Origin of the sequence: Pseudonocardia sp. TRM90224, assembly GCF_021245725.1 — a bacterium.
GTDB lineage: Bacteria > Actinomycetota > Actinomycetes > Mycobacteriales > Pseudonocardiaceae > Pseudonocardia.
In genome coordinates this window covers 1-21113 of sequence record NZ_JAJGSX010000078.1, presented here as the reverse complement: position 1 = coordinate 21113, position 21113 = coordinate 1, and the positions used below count along the sequence as shown (strand labels likewise).

Below are 21113 nucleotides of genomic sequence, written 5' to 3'. Positions count from 1 at the left end.
CTGGTGAGGGTGAAGGACGGGACCGGGGGGAGTTCGGCGTAGGGGTCGCGCGACATCGGGTGCTCCTTCGACGATCTTCCTTGAGGCACCTACGCTACGACGCCCGTCCGGTGACGCAGGATTAGGCCGCCCGACAAATCGGGCACAGTGAGGTTGTGGCCGACTGGGTGTTCTCGATCGTCGACAGGCTCGGTGCGCTCGGCGTGGGGTTGTTGATCCTGCTCGAGAACCTGATCCCGCCGATCCCGTCGGAGGTCGTGCTGCCGCTCGCCGGGTTCCGGGTGAGCACCGGCGCGTTGAACGCCGTCACCGTCTGGCCTGCCGCGACCGCTGGGTCAGTGCTCGGCGCGCTCGCCCTCTACGGGCTGGGCGCGTGGCTCGGCTACGACCGCCTGCACGCGCTGGCCGGGCACCGCTGGTTCGTCTTCGCCAGCCAGGGCGATATCGATCGTGGGCACAAGGCGTTCGACCGGCACGGCGGCAAGGTCGTGCTGCTCGGCCGGTGCGTCCCCTTCCTGCGCAGCGCCGTGTCCATCCCGGCGGGCGTCGCGGGCATGCCGCTGCCGCGGTTCATCGTGCTCACGACGATCGGCAGCGGCGTCTGGAACGCCGCCTTCCTCTACATCGGCTGGCTGCTCGGCGAGAGGTGGAGCCAGGTCGAGGGCTGGCTGGGCCCGGTCACCTGGGTGGTGCTCGGCCTCCTGGCCGTCGGCCTGATCTGGCTGGTGGTGCGCAAGACCCGCACGAACCGCGCCAACACCTCGCAGTAGGCGAGCAGCCCTCCCCGTACGCCTGGAAAGCCCCTTTCCCGGCGCCTGACGCCGGCAAAGTGGCTTTCCAGGCAACCCCTGAGCGCCCCGCTTGACTTCTGGGTCCGTGGCTTGCATGGTTAGCTACATGAGTAACGAACCGACTTACCGGAGCTCCGGGTGAAGGACGACGGTCGGCCGCTCTTCCTGCAGATCGCGGAGCAGATCGAGGGGTCGATCGTGGACGGTTCGTTGCCCGAGGAGGCGCAGGTCCCCTCGACCAACGAGCTTGCGGCCTTCCACCGGATCAACCCGGCCACCGCGGCAAAGGGTGTCAACCAGCTCGTGGCCGACGGCATCCTCTACAAGAGACGAGGGATCGGCATGTTCGTCGCGGCTGGAGCCCGCAGCGTCCTGCTCGAGCGCAGGCGCGAGGAGTTCGCGCAGCTCTTCGTGGCGCCCCTGTTGGAGGAGGCGCGCAAGCTCGGCATCGACACCGAGCAGATCAAGAAGATGGTGGACGTCTGGGGGGAAGACGAATGAGCACGCCCGTTGCCAGGATGATCGGAGTGACGAAGCGCTACCGCGACGTCACCGCACTCGACGACGTGAGCTTCGAGCTGGCCGAGAACACGATCCACGGCCTGCTGGGCCGCAACGGCGCCGGCAAGACCACGGCGATGCAGATCCTCACCGCGCAGGGGTTCGAGACGGCCGGCACGGTCGAGGTGTTCGGGCAGCACCCGTACGAGAACGCCGCCGTGCTGCGCAACGTCTGCTTCATCAAGGAGAGCCAGAAGTACCCGGACGGCTTCAAGGTCAGGCACGCGCTGCGCGCCGCGGAGCTCGTGTTCCCCAACTGGGACGCCGACTTCGCCAAGGACCTGCTGGACGAGTTCCAGCTGCCGACCAACCGGACGATCAAGAAGCTGTCGCGGGGGATGCTCTCGGCCGTCGGGGTGATCATCGGGATGGCCTCGCGCGCGCCGCTGACCTTCTTCGACGAGCCGTACCTCGGCCTCGACGCCGTCGCGCGGCAGCTGTTCTACGACCGCCTGCTCCTCGACTACGCCGAGCACCCGCGCACGATCGTGCTCTCGACGCACCTGATCGACGAGGTCAGCGACCTCATCGAGCGGGTCATCGTGATCGACAAGGGCCGGATCCTGATCGACTCCGACGCCGAGGCCCTGCGCAGGGAGGCCGTGACGGTCACCGGGCCGGTCTCTGCCGTCGAGACGTTCGTCGCCGGCCGCGACGTCCTGCACCGCGAGCAGCTCGGCGGGTACCTGCGGGCCACCGTCGCCGGCGCCCCGGAACGTCCGGCCGTCGCCGGGCTGGAGTTCGAGCCCGTTTCATTGCAACAGCTCGTCGTGCGCACCACCCAGCGCGGGGACGCACGCAACGGCCAGCCCGTCGCGGCCGGCGCGGAAGGGAGTGCCCGATGAAGCACGTCATCGACGTCGTCCGGATCCAGACCGTCAACTGGATCGGCCTGCTCGCGTGGCCCGTCGCGATCCTCGGCCTCACCTTCGTCATCAACTTCACGCTGTTCGGCCTCCTCGGCAATCAGACCTCGACCGACAACCGGACGACCGGCGCGCTGATCTCGATCTACATCGTGATGGCCATCTCGCACCTGCAGTCGATCACGCAGGTCTTCCCCTTCGCGATGGGGCTCAGCGTCACGCGGCGGACGTTCTACGCCGCCACCGCGCTCGTGGTCGCGGGCCAGGCAGCGATCTTCGGGGTGGCGTTGACCCTGTTCATGCTGCTGGAGCAGCTCACGAACGGCTGGGGCATCTCGATGCGGTTCTTCAGCCTGCCGTTCCTCGTGCAGGACAACCTGGTGCTGCAGTTCCTGGTGTTCACGGTGCCGTTCATCGCGCTCTCGGCGATCGGGGTGTTCGGCGGGGTGGTGTTCAAGCGCTGGGGCCAGTCCGGCGTCTACGTGATGGGCATCGGCGCATCGCTGGTCGTCTTCGCGGCCGTCGTCCTGATCACGCTCGGCCAGCTGTGGCCCGCAGTCGGCTCCTTCTTCGCCACCACGCCGACGGTGGCGCTGCTCGCCGGCTACCCGCTGCTCATCGCGGTGGTGCTCGGGGCCGGCGGCTACCTGGCCATCCGCCGCGCCGTCCCGTAGACGTCCCCTGGAGGGGGTCTGGGGGGAGGGCAGCAAAGCCACTTTCCTGCCCTGTGGGGGCCGGAAAGTGGCTTTGCTGTCCTCGCTTGCGCGCCGCGGGGGTGCCAGGAAAGCCACTTTCCTGTCCTGTGGTGCCAGGAAAGTGGCTTTCCTGGCAACACTTCGACCGTCCCGGGGCGTCTGGATCGGTCAGTGCACCGACGCGTCGGCCGGCCCCAGCTCGAAGCGGGTGAAGCGGACGGTGAGGTCGTCGCGTTCCGGCGCCGAGACGAGCGGTCCCACGCGCAGGTCACCCGCCGGCAGCGGCGCGAGGCGCACCAGCCGCCACGGTTCGGCGTCGACCCGCGCCCGGACCGTCAGCGCGTCGCCCGACCGGCTCGCCCGCACCGTCACCTCCCGCCCGTCCCACTCCGGGACGGGCGCGGTCGACCAGTCCGACACCTCGTCCGTGACGACGGCGCCGATCTGCGCCAGGCCGTCGCTGATCTCCGCGACCGCCTTGGTCCACTGCGCCGCCCCCGCCCACACCAGCAGGCCGGCCTGGTCGAACGGGCCGTCGAAGTCGAGCACGAACGTCACTTCGGCCGCGCAGCCGTCGGGGAAGCCGACGAGCAGCGCGTGGCCGGTGTCGTGCACGAACCCGTACGACGTCGTGCGCCAGAAGTCGCTGCCGCGGGCCGCGGTGACCAGCAGGTCGTCGCCGTCGGGCACCACACGTGCGGGCGGGTTCAGCCAGGCGCCCTCGTTCCACTTCATGCGCGCAACCTCATCACCCGCCGATTGGCCTGGCAAAGGCCGGGCCCAGCGCGTCCGGCTCAGGGGTGTCCAGCGCCATCCGGAGGAACCGCTGCACCGGCGGGCTCGGCGGCTCGGCCCGCCGTCGCAGCAACGCCGTCTCCACGACGGGTACCGGCCGGGCGAGCGGCCGCGTGACGGCCTCGGTGCCGCAGACCCGCTCGACGGAGGCCGGCAGCACCGAGACCCCGAACCCGGCCCCGACGAGCGCGACCACGGTCTGCACGAGATCGACCTCGCGCAGCCGGGGCTCGAACCCGGACAGCCGGCAGGCGCCGACGATGTGCCGGGTCAGCCCGCCCCACCCCGGCATGGCGGGGCAGAGGAACGGCTCGCCGGCGAGCTCGGCGAGGTCGACCCGCTCGACGCCGGCCCGTTCCCGCGGCAGCACCGCGACCATCGGTTCGCGGCGGATCACAGCGGCGTCGAGGTCGGGGCCGACGCCCTCGCCCGCGCCGCCCGGCGGGAGGTTGACGATCCCGAGGTCGGCTCGGCCCGCCCGGACGTGCTCGGTGACGGCGTCGGTGCGCGCCTCGAGGAACCGCAGCTCGACGTCGGGCCGCCGGTCGTGGAAGCGGCGCAGCAGCTCGGCCAGCCCCGACCACACGACGGACGGGACGAACGCCAGCGTCAGCCGGCCGCTGCGGCCCTGCCCGGTCCGGCGGACGGCGTCGGTCGCAGTCTCCACGTCGGAGAGCAGCCGCCGCGCGTGCTCGACCAGCTGGCGTCCGGCATCGGTGAGGTCGACACCGCGGCGGTGCCGCACGAACAGCGGCACCCCGAGCTCGCTCTCCAGCCTGGCGAGCTGCGCCGAGAGCGGCGGCTGGGTGAGGTGCAGCCGAGCGGCGGCGCGGGTGACCGACCGCTCCTCGGCGACGGCGAGGAAGTAGCGCAGCTGACGCAGATCCATGGCCCAGTGTATGGCTCACCTTCATAACCGGTATTGGACGAATGTCTGGCGAGGCTGGAAGGTGACGCTGTGCACGCCTTCACGTACGACGCGCTGCCCGCGCGGATCGTCTTCGGGCCCGGCACGGCACGGACCCGGCTGGCGTCGGAGGTCGTGCGGCTCGGTGCGGGAGCGCTGCTGGTCGTGGCCTCCGACCGCGACGCGGAGCGGGTCGGTGAGCTGGTGGAGCCGCTGGCCGAGCGGGTCGCGGGCACGTTCACCGCGGTGCGCGAGCACGTCCCGATCGCGACGGCGCAGGCTGCGCGGGCCGCGGCGGCGGAGGTGGGCGCCGACGCGCTGCTCTGCATCGGCGGCGGCTCCACGATCGGCGCCGCGAAGGCGGTGGCGCTCACCGCCCGCATCCCGATCATCGCCGTGCCGACGACGTACTCCGGCTCGGAGGTCACGGCCGTCTGGGGGCTCACCGAGGACGGCCGCAAGTCCACGGGCACCGACCTGGCCGTCCTGCCGAAGGTGGTCGTCTACGACCCCGACCTGACCGCGACGCTGCCGACCGGGCTCGCCGTCGCGAGCGGGCTCAACGCGATGGCGCACGGCGTCGAGGCGATGTGGGCGCCCGGCCGCAACCCCGTGAGCAGCGTCCTCGCCGAGGACGGCGTGCGCGACCTGACGGCCGGCCTGCGCGGGAGCGAGCCCGCGTCCCTCTTGCGCGGCGCGTGGTTGACCGCGAGCGCGTTCGCGGTCACCGGCGGCGGGTTGCACCACAAGCTGTGCCACGTGCTCGGCGGCACGTTCGACCTGCCGCACGCGCAGACGCACGCCGTTGTGCTCCCGCACGTGCTGGCGTTCAACGCGCCCGGCGCGCCGGAGGCCGGCACCCGGCTGGCGCGGGCGTTCGGCGTCGACGACCCGGTGCGCGCGCTGCGGGAGCTCGCCGACGAGCTCGGCGTGCCGCACGGGCTGCGCGAACTGGGCCTGCGCGAGGACCAGATCGCCGAGGCCGCCGCGCTCACCGAGCCGGCCGTACCCAAGGACAACCCGGTGCCCGTCGGTGGCGGGGCGATGGAGCGGCTCGTCCGGGCCGCGTGGGCGGGAGGGGACGATGGCTGACGAGCAGGCCCGTCGCGAGCAGGCGGTCACCGACGAGGTGGTCGCGAGCTTCGCGGAGACGAAGGACGAGCGGCTGCGCGAGGTGGTGCAGAGCCTCACCCGGCACCTGCACGCGTTCGCGCGCGAGGTGCGGCTGACGCAGGAGGAGTGGGAGGCCGGGATCGGCTTCCTCACCAGGGTCGGGCACATCACCGACGACCGTCGGCAGGAGTTCATCCTGCTCTCCGACGTGCTGGGACTCTCGATGCTGACCGTCGGGATCAACGCGCCGGCGTCGGCCGCGGCCACCGAGTCGACCGTGTTCGGCCCGTTCTTCGTGGAGAACGCGCCGCAGGTGCAGCTCGGCGGGGACATCGCGCACGGCGCCAAGGGCCGGCCGTGCTGGGTGTCGGGCACCGTGACCTCGACCGACGGCGCACCGATCGCCGGCGCGCGCATCGAGGTGTGGGAAGCCGACGAGGACGGTCTGTACGACGTGCAGTACGAGGGCGACCGGACCGCCGGTCGCGGGTGGCTCGCGGCCGGACCGGACGGTGAGTACCGGTTCTGGTCGGTGCTGCCCTCCTCGTACGGGATCCCGGACGACGGGCCCGTCGGCGACCTGCTCGCCGCGACCAGCCGCGGCTCGATGCGACCTGCCCATTTGCACTTCAAGGTCGACGCGCCCGGCTACCGCACGTTGATCACCCATATCTTCGTCGCCGGCGACGAGCACCTCGATCGCGACGCCGTGTTCGGCGTCAAGGAGAGCCTCGTCGTGGACTTCGTCGAGCACGGTCCCGGCACCGCGCCCGACGGCAAGGAAATGGCCGGACCGTGGAGCAGCGTGCAGTTCGACATCGTCCTGGAGGGGTCGGCGTGACCGATATCGAGACGGATGTGCTGGTGGTCGGGAGTGGCCCGGCCGGGGGTGGCGCGGCGTTGGCGCTCGCCACGCTGGGGGTGGAGCACGTCGTCATCACGAAGTACCGGTGGACGGCGGACACCCCGCGCGCGCACATCACCAATCAGCGCACCATGGAGATCTTCCGCGACCTCGGCATCGAGGCCGACGTGCTGGCGCAGGCCACACCGCACGAGCTGATGGGCGAGACGGTGTTCTGCACCAGCCTGGCCGGCGACGAGATCGGCCGGGTCCGGACCTGGGAGACCGCCCCCGGCCGGGCGTCGGACTACCAGGCGGCGTCGGCGTCGTCGAACTGCGACATCCCGCAGACGCTGCTCGAGCCGATCATCATCGGGCACGCCGCCGCGCGCGGCTCGCGGATCCGCTTCGACACCGAGTACCTGTCGCTGACCCAGGACGACACGGGGGTGTCGGTGCGGGTGCGGGACCGCGTCTCCGGGCGCGAGTCGACGATCCGGGCGAAGTACGTGATCGGCGCCGACGGCGGCCGCTCGCAGATCGCCGCCGACATCGGGCTGCCGTTCGAGGGGCAGATGGACATCGCGGGGTCGATGAACATCGTGTTCCACGCCGACCTCTCGCGGTACGTCGCGCACCGGCCGTCGGTCCTGTACTGGGTGCTGCAGCCGGGCGCGGACATCGGCGGGATCGGGCTGGGCCTGGTGCGGATGGTGCGGCCGTGGAACGAGTGGCTCGTCGTCTGGGGCTACGACATCAACCAGCCGCCGCCCGTCATCGACGACCAGGCCGCGATCAACATCGTGCACGAGCTCGTCGGCGACTCGTCGATCCCGGTGACCATCCGCTCCACCTCGCTGTGGGGCAACAACAAGATGTACGCGACGCACTACCAGTCGGGGCGGGTGTTCTGCGCCGGCGATGCCGTGCACCGCCACCCGCCGTCGAACGGGCTGGGCTCCAACACCTCCATCCAGGACGCCTACAACCTCGCCTGGAAGCTCGCGTACGTCCTGCGCGGCCAGGCCGGGGAAGCGTTGCTGGACACCTACAGCAGCGAGCGCGCCCCGATCGGGCGGCAGATCGTGCTGCGCGCGAACAAGAGCATCGAGGAGTTCGGGCCGATCTTCGACGCGCTGGGCATCACCGGGGAGAGCGACCCCGACCTCATGAACGCGCACATCGCCGCGCGCACGCAGAACACCCCGAGCGCCGCCGCACAGCGCGCCGCGCTCGCGGACGCGCTGGACCTGAAGGACTACGAGTTCAACGCGCACGGCGTCGACCTCGACCACCGCTACGCGTCGACGGCGATGGTCGCCGACGGCACCGCCGAGCCCGCCGCGGACCGTGACCCCGAGCTGCACTACCACCCGCACACCCGCCCCGGGCACCGTCTGCCGCACGTCTGGCTGGGCACCCCGACCGGCCAGCGGGTGTCGACGCACGACATCACCGGCAAGGGGCAGTTCACGCTGCTGACCGGGATCGCCGGGACGGCGTGGGCGGACGCGGCGTCCAAGGCCGCCGCCGAGCTGGACGTCCCGCTGACTGCGCACGTCATCGGGCCTGGCCAGCCGCACATCGACCTCTACAACGACTGGGCGCGCGCCCGCGAGGTCCCCGAGCACGGCGCGGTGCTCGTCCGGCCCGACAACCACGTCGCGTGGCGAGCCACCGCACTGCCCGACGACCCGACCGGAGCGCTCGTCGACGTCATGACGGGCATCCTGAGCAGGTGACGACGGTTCGGGTCGGGGACGCGCTGCTGCACTGCGTGCGGGCCGGGCCCGAACCCGGGTCGTCCGCGGCGGCGCCGGTGCTGCTCGTGCACGGCTACCTCGGCAGCGTCGCCGACTGGGACGCCGTGCTGCCCGGGCTCGCCGCCGACCGTCCGGTGATCGCCTACGACCACCGGGGGCACGGCGCGAGCAGCGCGTTCGGCGACGCCGCGGCATACACGCTCGACGCGCTCACCGCCGACCTGGAGGCGGTGGTGGACGACCAAGGCATCGAGCGGGTCGACGTCGTCGGGCACTCGATGGGCGGGGTGCTCGCGATGCGGCTCGCGCTGGCCCGCCCCGACGCCGTGCGCTCGCTGGTGCTGATGGACACGGCGGCCGACCCGACGGCGCCGATGCTGACCTCGGCCGTGCTGGCGGCGTCGTCGGTGCTGGTCAGGCGGCACGGGATGGTGCCGGTCGCCGGGTTGGTGGGGTGGCTGCCGGGATCGTCCGGGCGGGGTGTCGGCAACCTGCTCCGGCAGCGGCAGCTCGCCGCGATGGCCGGCGTCGATCCCGTCGCGTTCACGGCGCTGGGGCGGGCGATGACCCGCCACCCGTCGCTGCGCGGCGAGCTGGCGCGGATCACGTGCCCCACCACCGTCATGGTCGGGGCGCGCGACCACCTCCTGCGCCGCCCCGCCCGCGTGCTCGCCGCCGGCATCCCCGGCGCCCGGCTCGTCGTCGTCGCGGGAGCGGGCCACACGCCGCAGATCGAACAACCCGACCGCTGGCTCCTCACCGTCCGCAACCACCTGGCGCGCTGACCTCGCCCTCGACGCGGCCGGGGGAGTTCAGGAAAGCCACTTTCCTGTCCTGTGGGGACAGGAAAGTGGCTTTCCTGGCAACTCACGCACGCGCGAGCGTGGTTACGCTGCGTGTGCGGCGGTTCGCGCCAGGAGCCGGGCCACGGCCGCGTTGAAGGCCGCCGGTTGCTCCAGCGGCGGCAGGTGCGCCGCCCCGTCGATCACGACGAGCTCGGCGCCCGGCACCCGGTCGGCGATCTCCTGCGCGTCGCGGATCGGGGTGTAGTCGTCCTCCGTCCCGACCACGACGACGGTGGGCACGTCGACGGCCCCGAGCGAGCTGCGGTAGTCGGGCCGCGCCGCCCGCGCCCGCTGCGCCGCCGCCGCGCCGCGCGGGTCGGTGCCGCGCATCATCTCCAGCACGTGCTCGGCAACACGCGGCGGCGCGTCGGGCCGCACCATCCGGTAGAGCGCCTCGACGGCGTACGGGTCCATGCCGTCGCGTTCGAGGCGGTCGGCGGTCGCGACCCGCGCCGCGGGGTCCGCGTCGACGGCCGCGGTGGTGTCGGCGAGCAGCAGCCCCGCGACCCGGTCCGGGTGCCGCCGCTGCAGGTCCATCGCGATCTGCCCGCCCATCGAGAGCCCGACCACGACGGCCCGCTCGACCCGCAGCACGTCGAGGAGCGTGGCCAGGTCGTCGGCGAACGCGCTCCATTGCGGGACGGCGCCGGGGCTGGCCCCGTAGCCGCGCAGGTCGGGCCCGATCACCCGGTGGGCGCCGCGGAACCCCTCGATCTGCGGCGCCCACATCGAGCGGTCGAACGGGTGCCCGTGCACCAGCAGCAACGGCGTGCCGGAGCCGGCGCCGATGTCGTCGAAGGCCAGCGTCGTGGTGCCGAGTGTGACGGTGTGCATGAGTGCTTGCTCCGATCGACCAGGGGTTGACACATCCACCATGCTCGGTGCAACTGCTCGAATCAATACTGACAATGTGCTCGGAGCAATCGTGGACGACTTCCGGCTGATCGCCGACGACCTGGCGGCCGAGATCGCGGCCGGACGGCTGCGCCCCGGCGACCGCCTGCCGACCCAGCGGCGGTTCGCGCGCGACCGCGGGATCGCCGTCTCGACGGCGTCGCGGGTCTACGGCGAGCTGGTGCGGCGCGGGCTGGCGGCCGGCGAGGTCGGGCGCGGCACCTTCGTCCGGTCCGGCCGTCCGGGCGCGGATCCTGCGCTCGCCGAGCCGCAGGCGGCCCGTGTCGACCTGGAGCTGAACTTCCCGGTGCTGCCCGAGCAGGGTGCGCTGCTGGCGCGCTCGCTCGACGGCCTGCTGCGCCCCGACGCGCTCGGCGCGACGCTCGTGCCTGCCGTCGCAACCGGGAACCCGGCCGCACGGGCCGCCGCGGCGGGTGTGCTCGCGCGCCCCGGATGGGCGCCGGATCCTGGTCAGATCCTGTTCGCCGGCAGCGGCCGGCAGGCGATCGCAGCCGCGCTCGCCGCGCTCGTCCCCGTCGGGGGCCGGCTCGGGGTGGAGGCGCTGACGTACCCGGTGGCGCGAGGCATCGCGGCGCGGCTGGGTATCGAGCTCGTCCCGCTCGCGATGGACGACGACGGGTTGCGTCCCGACGCCGTCGCGGCCGCCGGCCCGCTTAAGGCGGTCTACCTGCAGCCGACCGTGCACAACCCGCTCGGCGTCACTATGTCGCCGCAGCGCCGCCGCGAGATCGCGGCGGTGCTGGAGGAGCTCGACCTCCCGGCCGTCGAGGACACCATCTACGCGTTCCTGCGCGAAGGGCCGCCGCCGCTCGTCTCCTTCGTCCCGGACCGGACGGTGGTGGTCGACAGCCTGTCCAAGCGGATCGCCCCCGGGCTGACGGTCGGCTACCTGGTCCCGCCGGCTCCGCTGGTCGACCGGATGGCCGCGGCGCTGCGCAGCGGCGGCTGGACGGCGCCGTCGTTCGCGCTCGCCGCGGCGACCCGCTGGGCGACCGACGGGACGCTCGCCGAGGTCCAGGAAGCCAAGCGGCTCGACGCGGCGCAGCGCCAGCGGCTCGTCCGGGAGCGGCTGGCCGGCTTCGCCCTGCACGCCGACCCGGCCGCGTACCACTGCTGGTGGGAGCTGCCCTCGCCGTGGCGCGCCGAGACGTTCGTCGCGGCCGCCGCGCGCCGGGGCATCGCGATCACCCCGGCGGCGGCCTTCACACCCGGCACCGGCCACGCGCCGAACGCCGTGCGGGTCGCGCTCTCGGTGCCGCCGATCCCCGTTCTGGTGGCCGCCCTGGACACGCTCGCCGAGCTGGCGCGCGGCGCCCCCGACGCCGACGGGCTGGAGTAGAAGTTCCCCACCGTTTTGCCAACCTGCACGCCCTTGCGGGTGTGTAGATGGGCAAAACGGTGGGGAAGTTCGTCAGCGGGTGTTCGGGCGGACGAGTGCGGCGACGCGGAGGGCGAGGACGGCCGCGGCGAACGCCGCCGTCGTCAGGAAGACGGCCCCGACGCCGCTGGTGAGCTGCGCGGCGAGCGGTGCGTCGGGTCGGTTGCTGCTGACCAGGCCGAACACGGTGACGAGGACCGAGACCCCGATGGCGCCGCCGGTCTGCTGCACGGTCTGCATCAGCCCGGACGCCGCGCCCGACTCCGTCCGGGGCACGCTCCCCAGGATGATCATCGTGAGCGGCATGATCATCGAGGCGGCGCCGACACCGAGCAGGATCATCGGCGCGAGCAGGTGCGCGGCGTACGAGCTGCCCGCGTCGAGCGTGCTGAGCAGCAGCGACCCGATCAGCACGAACGTCGCCCCGACGATCGGCGGGATCCCGGTGCCCCACCTCGCGACGATCCTCGGCAGCAGCCGGGACATCACCAGGATCCCCAGGGTCAGCGGCAGGAACGCGGCGCCGGTCAGCAGCGGGGCGAAGCCCATCACGACCTGCAGGTACTGGGTGAGGAAGAAGAACGTGCCGAACATCGCGGAGACGGCGAGCGCCAGCGAGACGAACCCGGTCGCGCGTGCCCGGTCGGCGAGGAGCGAGAGCGGCAGCACCGGCTCCGCGACCCGCCGCTCGATGAGCACCAGCAACGTCAACGCCAGCGCGGCGACGACGAACGCCCCGATCGCAACCGGGTCGGCCCAGCCGTCGGAGCCGACGCGGACGAAGGCGTAGACGAGCGCCGTCATCCCGGCCGTCGAGGTCAGCGCGCCCGCCACGTCGACGCGGCCGCGCGCGCCCTCGGTCACGGGGATGGCGTGCCTGATCATCAGCAGCAGCACGATGCCGATGGGGACGTTGATGAAGAGCACCCATCGCCACGAGATGCTCTCGGTGAGCAGCCCGCCGAGGATGAGCCCGATCGAGCCGCCCACGCTGGAGACCGCGGCCCAGACGGAGAGCGCGCGCGCCCGTGCGCGCGGTTCGCTGAAGGTCACCATGAGCAGCGCGAGCGCGTTCGGGCCCGCGGCGGCCGCGCCGACGCCTTGCAGCACCCGGGCGGCGAGCAGGGTGAACGGGTCCAAGGCGAACCCGCCGAGCAGCGAGGCCACCGTGAAGACGGCGATGCCCGCGGTGAACATCCGGCGGCGGCCGAAGAGGTCGCCGGCCCGGCCGCCCAGCAGCAGGAGGCCGCCGAGGGTGATCGCGTACGCGTTGAGGACCCACGAGAGTCCGGTGGGCGAGAAGCCGAGCTCGGTCTGGATGGCGGGGAGCGCGACGTTCACGACGGTCGCGTCGAGCACGACCATCAGCTGGCAGGAGGCAAGCACGAGGAGCGCCGTGGTGGCGCGGGTTCCGCTGCGTGCAGCGGAGGGAGCTGCGAGCGATTGCTCGGTCATCCTGGTCCTTCGCGGTACTATTCGGAGACTGTCCCCGGAAACTATACGGAGACAGTCCCCGTTTAGCTAGTGGGACAGTGGATGGCATGAACCCGGCCCGACCGATGCGCGCCGATGCGCGTCGCAACTACGAGCAGCTGCTGGCAGTTGCCCGCGAGGCGTTCGCGCAGCACGGCGTCGACGCGTCGCTCGACGACATCGCGCGCCACGCCGGCGTCGGGTCCGGCACCCTCTACCGGCACTTCCCGAACCGCACGGCGCTGCTCGAGGCGGTCTTCGAGGACAGGGTCGGCGAGCTGATCGCCCGCGGTGAGGCGCTCGCCACCGAGGAGCCGCCGTTCGAGGCGCTCGCTGCGTGGATGCGGCTGATGGCCGAGCACCTCTCTTCGTACCGGGGCATCGGCGCGGCGCTGCTGAACGACGACGGCACCAAGGGCGTGGTGGTGACCGGCTGCCACCACGCGATGGCCGAGACCGCTCAGCTGCTGCTCGAGCGCGCGCAGGAGGCGGGCACCGTCCTCCCCGACGTGACGCCCAAGGACCTGCTCGGCCTCACCAACGGCGTCGCGCTCGCGTCGGAGAAGTACGGCGCGGACCGCAGCACGCAGGCCGACCGGCTGCTCGGCTACGTGGTGGAGGGCATCCGCCGGCGCTCGTGACCGGGACCGGGTAACCGTCGACAACGACGTTCTGGCTGTTGTGAGCGCTAACAAACGACCAGAACGTCGTTGTCAACGGGGGCACTCGTGTGCGGAGAGGTCCGCGGTGTGCCGAACGGTCGGGCCGTGCTGGTGGCTTTCCTGCCCTTGCGGCGGAGCGGGGCGCGCTAGCGCGGCGTGCCGAACACCTGCGTCCAGTAGACGCCGTAGGAGCCGCCGGGGACGTGGCCGACGCCGATCTGGGTCAGGTCGCCGTCGAGGATGTTGCGCCGGTGCCCCGGGCTGTCCATCCAGCCCTGCACGACCTCCGCCGCCGTCCGCTGGCCGGCGGCGATGTTCTCGGCAACCTTGCGGTACGCGTAGCCGGCGGCCAGCGCGCGGTCCCAGACCTGCTTGCCGTCGGGGTTCTCGTGCGCGAAGAAGCCGCGCCGCACCATGTCCTCGGTGTGCGCCTGCGCCGCCGCGGTGAGCCGCGCGTCGACCGTCAGCGGGCGCAGGCGGTGGCGCGCCCGCTCGACGTTCGTGGCGGCGACCACCTCCAGCACGAGGTCGGAGGGCGCACCGGGTGCATCGGGCGTGCCCTCGTCGTCGACGGTCACGCCGAAGTCGCGGGCCAGCCCGGCCAGACCGTCGGCGTAGCCCTGCCCGACCGCGCGCACGCGCCAGCCGCCGCCGCGCTCGTACACCTCGGCCAGCAGCAGGACGGTCTCCGTGCGCAGCGCCGGCGCGACGACCCGGGCGAACGCGCGGCCCCTGGCGTCGGCGAGAGTGGCGTGCGGTGGCGGGAGCGCCGCGAACGTCGTGCCGAGCCGCTCCGGCGACGCGACGACGACCACCCTGGCCGCACCGCGGCGCAGCCGCGACGGCGTCACCGTGATCGTGCCGTCGCGCAGCCGGACACCCTGTGCGCTCGGCGCGTTGTAGAAGACCATGTCGGCGTCGCCGGAGACCTTGCCGTTGCCGTTCACGACCAGCGCGTAGAGGTCGAACGGTCCGCGCAGGCCGACCTCGACGCTGTCGTCCGGCATCGCGATGTTCGCGCCAGGTGTGAGGTCGGCAACCACAACCGTCCAACTTGAAAGCACGAGGTGGGGTTCCCGAGGTCCGCCGCGTACCGTCGGCGCTCGTGATCGACGCTCAGGCCGACATTCTCGCGCATGTCGTGCGCGGTGGTTTCGTGGAGTCCGCGCACCGCGGGCATCTCGTCGCGAGCGGCGACATCCGCAGGGGCCGTCCCGACGTCACCTTCTTCGCCCGCTCGACGCTCAAGCCGGTGCAGGCCGTCGCGATGCTCCGCGCCGGCCTCGATCTCGACGGCGAGCTGCTCGCGCTCGCCGCCGCGAGCCACGCCGGCGAGCCCGGCCACGTCGAGGGGGCGCGCCGGATCCTCGCCGGCGCCGGGCTCACCGAGGCAGACCTGCAGAACACCCCGACCCTGCCGGGCGACCCCGAGGCCGCTTTCGCGTGGCGGGCGGCGGGCAACAAGGCCGCGTCAATCACGCAGGACTGCTCCGGGAAGCACGCGGCGATGCTCGCGACGTGCGTCGCGGCGGGCTGGGACACCGCGACCTACCGCGACCCCGAGCACCCGCTGCAGCGCGAGATCCGTGCCACCGTGGCCGAGTTGACGGGCGACGGCGAACCGGCGCACGTGAGCGTCGACGGCTGCGGGGCGCCGCTCTTCTCGTGCACCGTCACGGGCCTCGCGCGGGCCTACGGACGGATCGCGGCCGCCGAGCCGGGCGCCCCCGAGCACCGCGTCGCGACGGCGTTCCGCAACCACCCCTGGTTCGTCGGCGGGACCGGTCGGGACGCGACCCGCTTCATGGAGCTCGTGCCCGGGCTCATCGCGAAGGACGGCGCGGAAGGTGTGTTCGCCGCGGCGCTGCCGGACGGGCGCACGATGGCGCTGAAGCTCGTCGACGGGGCGCACCGCGCGGCGCGCGTCGTCGTCGCGGAGGTGCTGCGGCGGTGGGGTGTCGACGGCGCCGACGAGCTCGGCCGGGTGCCGGTGCTGGGCCATGGCGAACCCGTCGGAGAGATCATCTTCGCGGGCTGACGACGGCCTCCCAGCTGTCCATCGCGCTGTCCACGACCCGGATCAGCTCGGCCCGGCCGGCGCCGTCGCGCGCCTGGATCGAGAGCCCGTAGAGCACCGTGTAGTAGAAGTTGCCGACGGCGTGCGGGTCGGCGTCGGGCGGGACGTCGCCGTCGCGGATGCCCGCGGCGACGCGCCCGCACAGCGTCGAGATGTCGCGCCGGCGACGCTCGGCGAGGAACTCGTGGGCGCCCGCGTTGTCGTCGCCGCCGTGCGGGACGGCGAGCACGACCATGCATCCGGCAGGCTTGCCGGGCTCGGTGTAGGCGAGCGCGTTGGAGCGCAGCAGTGCGTCGACGGCGCCCTTCGCGGTCGGCTCCTCGGTCAGTGCGCGCGCCGCCGATGCGCCCTCCGTCGACTCGTACAGATCGACGGCTTCCTTGAAGAGCGCCTCCTTCGAGCCGAACGCCGCGTAGAGGCTGGGCGACCCGATCCCCATGGCCGCGGTGAGCTCGCTCATGGAGGCCGACTGGTAGCCGCGCTCCCAGAAAACGATCATCGCGGCGGCGAGCGCAGCGTCGCGGTCGAAGCCGCGCGGCCGGCCCCGTGGTGGCATCGAAGGCCCTTCTGTGTCGGTCGCTACACAAGTCCTTGACGTCCGATCGTACGCCGTGGTCTGATTTCTGTGCCGATCACTACAGAAACGAGGATCCAGGATGCTCACGGGCAAGGTGGCGCTGGTGACCGGAGGCAGCCGCGGCATCGGCGCGGCGATCGTCGAGCGGCTCGCAAAGGAGGGCGCGGACGTTGCGCTCACCTATGAGAGATCGCACGAACTGGCCGCGACGACGGCCGATTCGGTGCGCGCGGAAGGACGCAGGGCAGTGGTGATCCAGGCCGACAGCGCAGATGCGAAAAGTGTGGTCGCGGCCGTCGAGCGAACCGTTGCCGAGCTCGGGCGGATCGACATCCTGGTCAACAACGCCGGCATTTTCACCGATGGACCGCTCGACGAGATCACCGTCGACGAGATCGACCGAACCTTCGCCGTGCATGTTCGGGCCGTTGTGGTGGCAACGCAGGCGGCTGCGCGGCACATGACGGAAGGCGGCCGCATCATCTCGATCGGCAGCAATCTCGCAGAGCGCGTCCCGTCCGCCGGACTGAGCCTCTATGCCGCGAGCAAGTCGGCGCTGCTGGGATTCACGCGTGGTGTCGCGCGTGATCTCGGTGGCCGCGGGATCACGGCGGTGGTCGTTGCGCCGGGTTCGACCGACACGGACATGAATCCGGCCGACGGCCCGGACGCCGACAACGAGCGAGCGCAGATCGCGCTCGGGCGGTACAACGATCCGGACGATATCGCCGCGACCGTTGCGCATCTCGCCGGCGCCGGCGGGCGGAACATCACCGGAACGACGATCACCGTCGACGGCGGGTTCGCTGCATAGGTGCGCTCGCACATTCGGCACGGCCACGTATGCCGTGCCGAATGTGTTCCCGGCTAGCCGGTCGCGCCGCCGAACGGGTTGTCGATGACATAACGCCAGCGACCGTCCGGGCCTCTGCGCACGACATCGGTCGCCGTCCCGGAGAGATCGATGTTGTATCCGCCCGGTGTCGGGCCGTTCATCGACCAATCGACGACGAGCAGTGCGATGTCGCCGCAGATGTAGGTGTGGCGGGTTCGGGCCTTCATCGGAAGTCCGAAGCCCGCGAGATGGCGCAGAGCCGCTCTGCGCGCGTCGCCGATGGTCGGCTGCCCCGGCTGCGGGATCATCACCGCATCGGGCTCGAACGCCGATTCCAGCGCTTCGAGATCGCCGGCGTTGAAGAGATCGGCGTAGTAGATCGGAACCTGCGCCGGATCGGCGGGAGCGTCATGAAACGTCGTCATGACTCAGACAGCTTAACATCCGCGCCTGCCGCGAGGCTGCCGCGCGACGGCCCCGGGAAACGGGGCACGGGAGGGCGCCGCAGAGGGTTGCCAGGAAAGTGGCTTTCCTGGCGCCTGAAGACAGGAAAGTGGCTTTCCTGGCAACCCCCGGGGTGGGGGTGGTGGGGGCTGGTCGGGCGGGGTGCGGGCGTCGCCGGGCCGGCCGGGCGCGGGTGGGGGTGGGGGCTGTCACGATCGTTTCTGGATCCTGGATCTCGACGCTCAGGTGGATCTGTGGTTACATGCTGGTGTTGCCTTCTTCGGGAGGCGGCAGCGGTTGTCAGTCGGGGCACGTCACTGTTGACTCGTGACGGCGTTCCGGCCGTGGCCGCAGGGACCGCCGAGCGTGTGTTGTTCCCGCTCGGCGCGGTGGGTCGCTGCCACAGGCGCGACGCGCATCAACCCCTAAGCGCCGCTGTGCGCGCACAACGCCCGATTCGGCTCTCGGAGCCGGTTTCCAGCTGATCTTCTCTTCAGGAGCGCACCCGTCATGAGCACGCACGATCGTCACCACGGTGAGGGCATCTGCCCTGCCGTGGGCGGTGGCGTGCTCGTCGTGCGGCTCCGGCTCACGCCGGTGCAGCAACTGCTGGGAGTGCTGCGCTGGACCGTGGGTCTGCTGTTCGGCGTGGCGGCGATGTGGATGGGGACTGCGTTGCTGGCGACGCCGGCATCCGCGGCGGTGGTGGTCCCGATGGCTGCTTCCCCGGGATTGGTGAAGGGAGGTAAGGACAGACCGGCGGGATTGCGCATCGCAGGATCGGAAGGCGGCGACTCCGGTGATTCCGGGGGCGGTGATTCCGGGGGTGGCGATTCGGGCGGCGGTGATTCCGGCGGCTCGGACGACGGTGGCTCCGGTGATTCCGGTGGTTCCGACGGCGGCTCCGACGACGGTGGCTCGAACGAGGAGCGGTCGAACGACGAGGGGTCGGACGACAACGCGGGCAACGAGAACTCGAGCAACGAGAACTCGGGCAACGACTCGGGCGACGACAAGGGTTGGCGTTCGCAGGAGTCGGAGGAGAGCAACAACTCGGAGGACGACTCCGGGCAGGACCGCAAGTGGCAGTCGAACGACGGCCAGCAGGACGAAGACTCCGGGAAGCGCGAGTACTCGGATTCCGGCGATCGCTCCGAGGGGGAGAGCGATAACGGGAACGAGTGGCGCGCGACCGAGCGGAAGAGCTCGGACGACTCCGGCCGTGAGAACTCCGGTCGAGAGGATTCCGGCCGTGATGATTCCGCCAGGAGTGACGAGGGTCGCGAGCCGGTGCAGGCGCGCAACGGCGAAGCATCGGACGAGAGCGAATCCGGTTCCGAGGACGGCGGCAGTGAGGGTGCTGGGGAGAAGCCCGAGCGCGACGTCCGGGAATGGGCCGGTGACATCTCTGGGGACATCGCCGAGCGCGCGAGCGAAGACGGCGAGAAGATCGCGGAGAAGGTTCGTGAGCGGGTCTCGGAGAAGCTGAACGAGCACGGCAGCAACGACGACGACGCGGACGGTTCGGATTCGGAGAAGGCCGACGACGGCCAGGACGGCGAGATCGCGCGCGACGTCTCCGATTGGGCGAACGACGTTGCGAAGCGTGCGGGCAAGGACGGATCCGAGCTCGCCGAGGACGTCTCCAAGTGGGCCTCGGAGAACGCAGGCGAAGACGGCGAGGAGATCGCCGATCGCATCCGCGACCGGGTTTCCTCGGAGATCGGGGATCTTCCGGACTGGGTGCGCGAGCACGCCGACTCGGATGGTGATGACTCCGAGGTTGCGCAGAAGGTGAAGGACTGGGCGTCGGATCTTGCCGAGCGTGCGACGCGGGACGGTGAAGGACTTTCCGACGAGATCCGCGACCGGATCTCCGACGAGGTGGAGCAGCGACTCCCGGGTCTTCGGGAGAACGGCGACTCCGCCTCGGCGAACTCCGATGGACGCAACTCCGAAGAGCTCGCCGACAGCATTCGGGAACGTGTGACCGGGGAGCTGCGCGAGCAACTCGATGATCTTCCCGAGTGGGCGGCCGGCCTCGCCGAGCGCGCCGGCTCCGACGGTGACGGGCTTGCCGACGAGATCCGTGAGCAGGTGTCGGCGGAGCTGCCGGAGTGGGTTCGCGGTGCGGGTGAGGGTGACTCGGAGCGGGTCCGTGAGGACGTCGCGCAGTGGGCTGCTGATCTTGCGAAGCGGGCGGGTTCGGATGGTGACGGGCTTGCCGACGAGATCCGTGAGCGGGTCTCGGCGGAGCTGCCGGAGTTGGCTCGGAACGCGGCTGAGGGTGACTCGGAGGAGTTCGCGAACGGGGTTCGCGAGAAGGTCTCGGAGTGGGTTGCGGGTCTGGCGGAGCGGTCCGGTGCCGACGGCGAGGAGTTCGCCGAGAAGATCAGTGATCTTGCGCAGCGCTACCGCGGGGAGAGCGAGGAGCGTGCTGGGCGCGCCTTCGACGACGGGGATGTTCAGCGCGCGCTGGAGTTCGCCCGCGGGATGACCGACGGGTTGCCGGCGGGGCTCGACGGGACCGTCGATCGTGCGATGGAGTTCGCGGAGCGCGCGGCGAAGGGTGAGGACGTCGAGGCGGATGTCCGGGAGTGGGCGGCGGAGCTCGCCGGGGCCTCTGGCGCCGATCGCGACCGCGCTCGCGGCAGCGCCGATCCTTCTGACTCTGCCGATCGTGATCGTTTGTTGGAGCTGGCGCGTGCGGCGGGCGACCGTTTGTCGGTTGATCCGGAGTGGGCCAGTGATCTTGCGGAGCGCGCGGCCAAGGGCGAGGACATCGAGTCCGACGTCCGGGAGTGGGCCGAGGGACTTGCGGGGCAGTTCGGCGCCGACCGTGAGCGAGGCCGCGACGGCGAAGACGTGGAGCGGATGCGCAGGGTCACCGACGGTGTTGCTGAGGGTGGCACTGTCGACTGGGCTGTGGATCTTGCAGGGCGCGCCGCCAAGGGCGCGGATGTCGAGGGTGAGGTTCGCGAGAAGCTCGGTGACTGGCTGCGCGACAACTCCGACCGGGACGGTCGGGATGCGCGCGACGCGGTGGAGTGGGCGGCGGGGGTTGCGCAGCGCGCCGGTGAGTTGCCCGAGCGGATGCGTGGTGACTTCGAGGAGCTGCGTGAGGCGGCCTCGTCCGGTGACCGTGGTGCTGCTGTCGATCGCGCGTTGGATGTGGCGCGGGAAGCGGCGAAGCGGTTCTCGGTGGATGTGGACTGGGCGTTGGATCTGGCCGACCGCGCGATCGAGCGTGAGGGCGGGCAGGTGCCCGAGCGCGGTGTGATCGACCGGTTCGTGGACGCGGCGACCGAGGTGCTCTCGACCGGTGACCCGTCGGACGGGTCGGGGTTGGCGCGGCGGTTGCAGGACGAGTTCGGTGCGGTTATCCAGGCGTCGGGTTCGGAGAAGAAGCGTTCCCGTGACGGCGGCGAGAAGTTGCCGTCGGGTGCGGGGCTTGATGAGGAGTCGGTTCGCGCGCTGTGCGAGTCGATGTCCGGGTGTGGTGATCTGGACTCGTTGCGGTCGGAGCTGGCGTCGACGATGAGTGCGCGTGGCCCACCAAGCGGTGACAGCGA

General features: G+C 71.6%; 20 protein-coding genes. 13 read left to right on the top strand and 7 right to left on the bottom strand.

All coding sequences use genetic code 11. The annotated features are described in order from the left end of the window. Window positions 1-155: 155 nt before the first annotated feature. The 4 genes from LL648_RS42545 (at window position 156) to LL648_RS42530 (ending at window position 2892) form a co-directional block, all read left to right on the top strand. Window positions 156-770, top strand: coding sequence for a DedA family protein (locus tag LL648_RS42545; protein WP_232668679.1), 615 nt, complete (start codon window positions 156-158; stop codon window positions 768-770). A gap of 159 nt (window positions 771-929) precedes the next feature. Beyond that, window positions 930-1292: a GntR family transcriptional regulator gene (locus tag LL648_RS42540; RefSeq protein WP_232668678.1), complete on the top strand. Its 363-nt coding sequence runs from the start codon at window positions 930-932 to the stop codon at window positions 1290-1292. After that, a complete protein-coding gene (locus LL648_RS42535; RefSeq protein WP_232668677.1) occupies window positions 1289-2197 on the top strand; it encodes an ABC transporter ATP-binding protein in 909 nt (302 codons plus the stop codon). Before LL648_RS42540 ends, LL648_RS42535 begins: the two co-directional genes overlap by 4 nt. After that, window positions 2194-2892 carry a hypothetical protein gene (locus LL648_RS42530; protein ID WP_232668676.1) on the top strand — a complete coding sequence of 233 codons (699 nt, stop codon included), beginning with the start codon at window positions 2194-2196 and terminating at the stop codon, window positions 2890-2892. The genes LL648_RS42535 and LL648_RS42530 overlap by 4 nt, the downstream gene beginning before the upstream one ends. A gap of 189 nt (window positions 2893-3081) precedes the next feature. Here the strand turns inward: LL648_RS42530 and LL648_RS42525 are convergent, their stop codons facing one another. Both LL648_RS42525 and LL648_RS42520 read right to left on the bottom strand, forming a co-directional pair. Further along, entirely contained in the window at window positions 3082-3648 is a 567-nt protein-coding gene (locus tag LL648_RS42525; RefSeq protein ID WP_232668675.1) for a DUF1349 domain-containing protein, read from the bottom strand. Between the two features lie 13 nt (window positions 3649-3661). Next, window positions 3662-4597 carry a LysR family transcriptional regulator gene (locus tag LL648_RS42520; protein ID WP_232668674.1) on the bottom strand — a complete coding sequence of 312 codons (936 nt, stop codon included), beginning with the start codon at window positions 4595-4597 and terminating at the stop codon, window positions 3662-3664. A gap of 69 nt (window positions 4598-4666) precedes the next feature. Between LL648_RS42520 and LL648_RS42515 the strand changes: the two genes are divergently transcribed. From LL648_RS42515 to LL648_RS42500, 4 genes are read left to right on the top strand one after another with little or no spacing between them, the layout of a single operon-like run. Then, entirely contained in the window at window positions 4667-5707 is a 1041-nt protein-coding gene (locus LL648_RS42515; RefSeq protein ID WP_232668673.1) for a maleylacetate reductase, read from the top strand. Next, window positions 5700-6569 carry an intradiol ring-cleavage dioxygenase gene (locus LL648_RS42510; RefSeq protein ID WP_232668672.1) on the top strand — a complete coding sequence of 290 codons (870 nt, stop codon included), beginning with the start codon at window positions 5700-5702 and terminating at the stop codon, window positions 6567-6569. Before LL648_RS42515 ends, LL648_RS42510 begins: the two co-directional genes overlap by 8 nt. Beyond that, window positions 6566-8314, top strand: coding sequence for an FAD-dependent oxidoreductase (locus tag LL648_RS42505; protein WP_232668671.1), 1749 nt, complete (start codon window positions 6566-6568; stop codon window positions 8312-8314). Before LL648_RS42510 ends, LL648_RS42505 begins: the two co-directional genes overlap by 4 nt. Next, complete coding sequence (locus LL648_RS42500) at window positions 8311-9120, top strand: alpha/beta fold hydrolase (protein WP_232668670.1); 810 nt, start codon at window positions 8311-8313, stop codon at window positions 9118-9120. The genes LL648_RS42505 and LL648_RS42500 overlap by 4 nt, the downstream gene beginning before the upstream one ends. A 102-nt stretch (window positions 9121-9222) precedes the next feature. Here LL648_RS42500 and LL648_RS42495 read toward each other — a convergent pair whose 3' ends face one another. Next, complete coding sequence (locus LL648_RS42495) at window positions 9223-10014, bottom strand: alpha/beta fold hydrolase (RefSeq protein ID WP_232668669.1); 792 nt, start codon at window positions 10012-10014, stop codon at window positions 9223-9225. Between the two features lie 91 nt (window positions 10015-10105). Between LL648_RS42495 and LL648_RS42490 the strand changes: the two genes are divergently transcribed. After that, complete coding sequence (locus LL648_RS42490) at window positions 10106-11434, top strand: aminotransferase-like domain-containing protein (protein WP_232668668.1); 1329 nt, start codon at window positions 10106-10108, stop codon at window positions 11432-11434. Between the two features lie 72 nt (window positions 11435-11506). Here LL648_RS42490 and LL648_RS42485 read toward each other — a convergent pair whose 3' ends face one another. Continuing rightward, window positions 11507-12928 carry an MFS transporter gene (locus LL648_RS42485; RefSeq protein ID WP_232668667.1) on the bottom strand — a complete coding sequence of 474 codons (1422 nt, stop codon included), beginning with the start codon at window positions 12926-12928 and terminating at the stop codon, window positions 11507-11509. Window positions 12929-13014: 86 nt separating this feature from the next. On the opposite strand from LL648_RS42485, the gene LL648_RS42480 reads away from it, so the two are divergent. Then, complete coding sequence (locus tag LL648_RS42480; RefSeq protein ID WP_232668666.1) at window positions 13015-13587, top strand: TetR/AcrR family transcriptional regulator; 573 nt, start codon at window positions 13015-13017, stop codon at window positions 13585-13587. 167 nt (window positions 13588-13754) lie between these two features. Here the strand turns inward: LL648_RS42480 and LL648_RS42475 are convergent, their stop codons facing one another. Further along, entirely contained in the window at window positions 13755-14651 is an 897-nt protein-coding gene (locus tag LL648_RS42475) for a CAP domain-containing protein (protein WP_232668665.1), read from the bottom strand. 62 nt (window positions 14652-14713) lie between these two features. On the opposite strand from LL648_RS42475, the gene LL648_RS42470 reads away from it, so the two are divergent. Next, window positions 14714-15646, top strand: a complete 933-nt coding sequence (locus LL648_RS42470) for an asparaginase (protein WP_232668664.1) — start codon at window positions 14714-14716, stop codon at window positions 15644-15646. Here LL648_RS42470 and LL648_RS42465 read toward each other — a convergent pair. Then, window positions 15630-16241 (bottom strand): TetR/AcrR family transcriptional regulator, encoded by a 612-nt coding sequence (locus LL648_RS42465; protein WP_232668663.1) that lies wholly within the window; start codon window positions 16239-16241, stop codon window positions 15630-15632. The genes LL648_RS42470 and LL648_RS42465 overlap by 17 nt on opposite strands. Window positions 16242-16341: 100 nt before the next feature. On the opposite strand from LL648_RS42465, the gene LL648_RS42460 reads away from it, so the two are divergent. Further along, window positions 16342-17076, top strand: coding sequence for an SDR family NAD(P)-dependent oxidoreductase (locus LL648_RS42460; RefSeq protein ID WP_232668662.1), 735 nt, complete (start codon window positions 16342-16344; stop codon window positions 17074-17076). Between the two features lie 53 nt (window positions 17077-17129). Here LL648_RS42460 and LL648_RS42455 read toward each other — a convergent pair whose 3' ends face one another. Beyond that, window positions 17130-17522, bottom strand: a complete 393-nt coding sequence (locus LL648_RS42455) for a YybH family protein (RefSeq protein ID WP_232668661.1) — start codon at window positions 17520-17522, stop codon at window positions 17130-17132. 529 nt (window positions 17523-18051) lie between these two features. Between LL648_RS42455 and LL648_RS42450 the strand changes: the two genes are divergently transcribed. Next, the coding region (locus LL648_RS42450; protein ID WP_374112201.1) for a hypothetical protein at window positions 18052-21113 on the top strand (3062 nt) is incomplete at its 3' end.

Excerpts from the sequence above, each read along its gene's own strand:
- LL648_RS42535 (WP_232668677.1), top strand. The coding sequence starts at position 1,289 with ATGAGCACGCCCGTTGCCAGGATGATCGGAGTGACGAAGCGCTACCGC.
- LL648_RS42530 (WP_232668676.1), top strand. The coding sequence starts at position 2,194 with ATGAAGCACGTCATCGACGTCGTCCGGATCCAGACCGTCAACTGGATC.
- LL648_RS42525 (WP_232668675.1), bottom strand. The coding sequence starts at position 3,648 with ATGAAGTGGAACGAGGGCGCCTGGCTGAACCCGCCCGCACGTGTGGTG.
- LL648_RS42520 (WP_232668674.1), bottom strand. The coding sequence starts at position 4,597 with ATGGATCTGCGTCAGCTGCGCTACTTCCTCGCCGTCGCCGAGGAGCGG.
- LL648_RS42510 (WP_232668672.1), top strand. The coding sequence starts at position 5,700 with ATGGCTGACGAGCAGGCCCGTCGCGAGCAGGCGGTCACCGACGAGGTG.
- LL648_RS42495 (WP_232668669.1), bottom strand. The coding sequence starts at position 10,014 with ATGCACACCGTCACACTCGGCACCACGACGCTGGCCTTCGACGACATC.
- LL648_RS42485 (WP_232668667.1), bottom strand. The coding sequence starts at position 12,928 with ATGACCGAGCAATCGCTCGCAGCTCCCTCCGCTGCACGCAGCGGAACC.
- LL648_RS42480 (WP_232668666.1), top strand. The coding sequence starts at position 13,015 with ATGAACCCGGCCCGACCGATGCGCGCCGATGCGCGTCGCAACTACGAG.
- LL648_RS42465 (WP_232668663.1), bottom strand. The coding sequence starts at position 16,241 with ATGCCACCACGGGGCCGGCCGCGCGGCTTCGACCGCGACGCTGCGCTC.
- LL648_RS42460 (WP_232668662.1), top strand. The coding sequence starts at position 16,342 with ATGCTCACGGGCAAGGTGGCGCTGGTGACCGGAGGCAGCCGCGGCATC.
- LL648_RS42455 (WP_232668661.1), bottom strand. The coding sequence starts at position 17,522 with ATGACGACGTTTCATGACGCTCCCGCCGATCCGGCGCAGGTTCCGATC.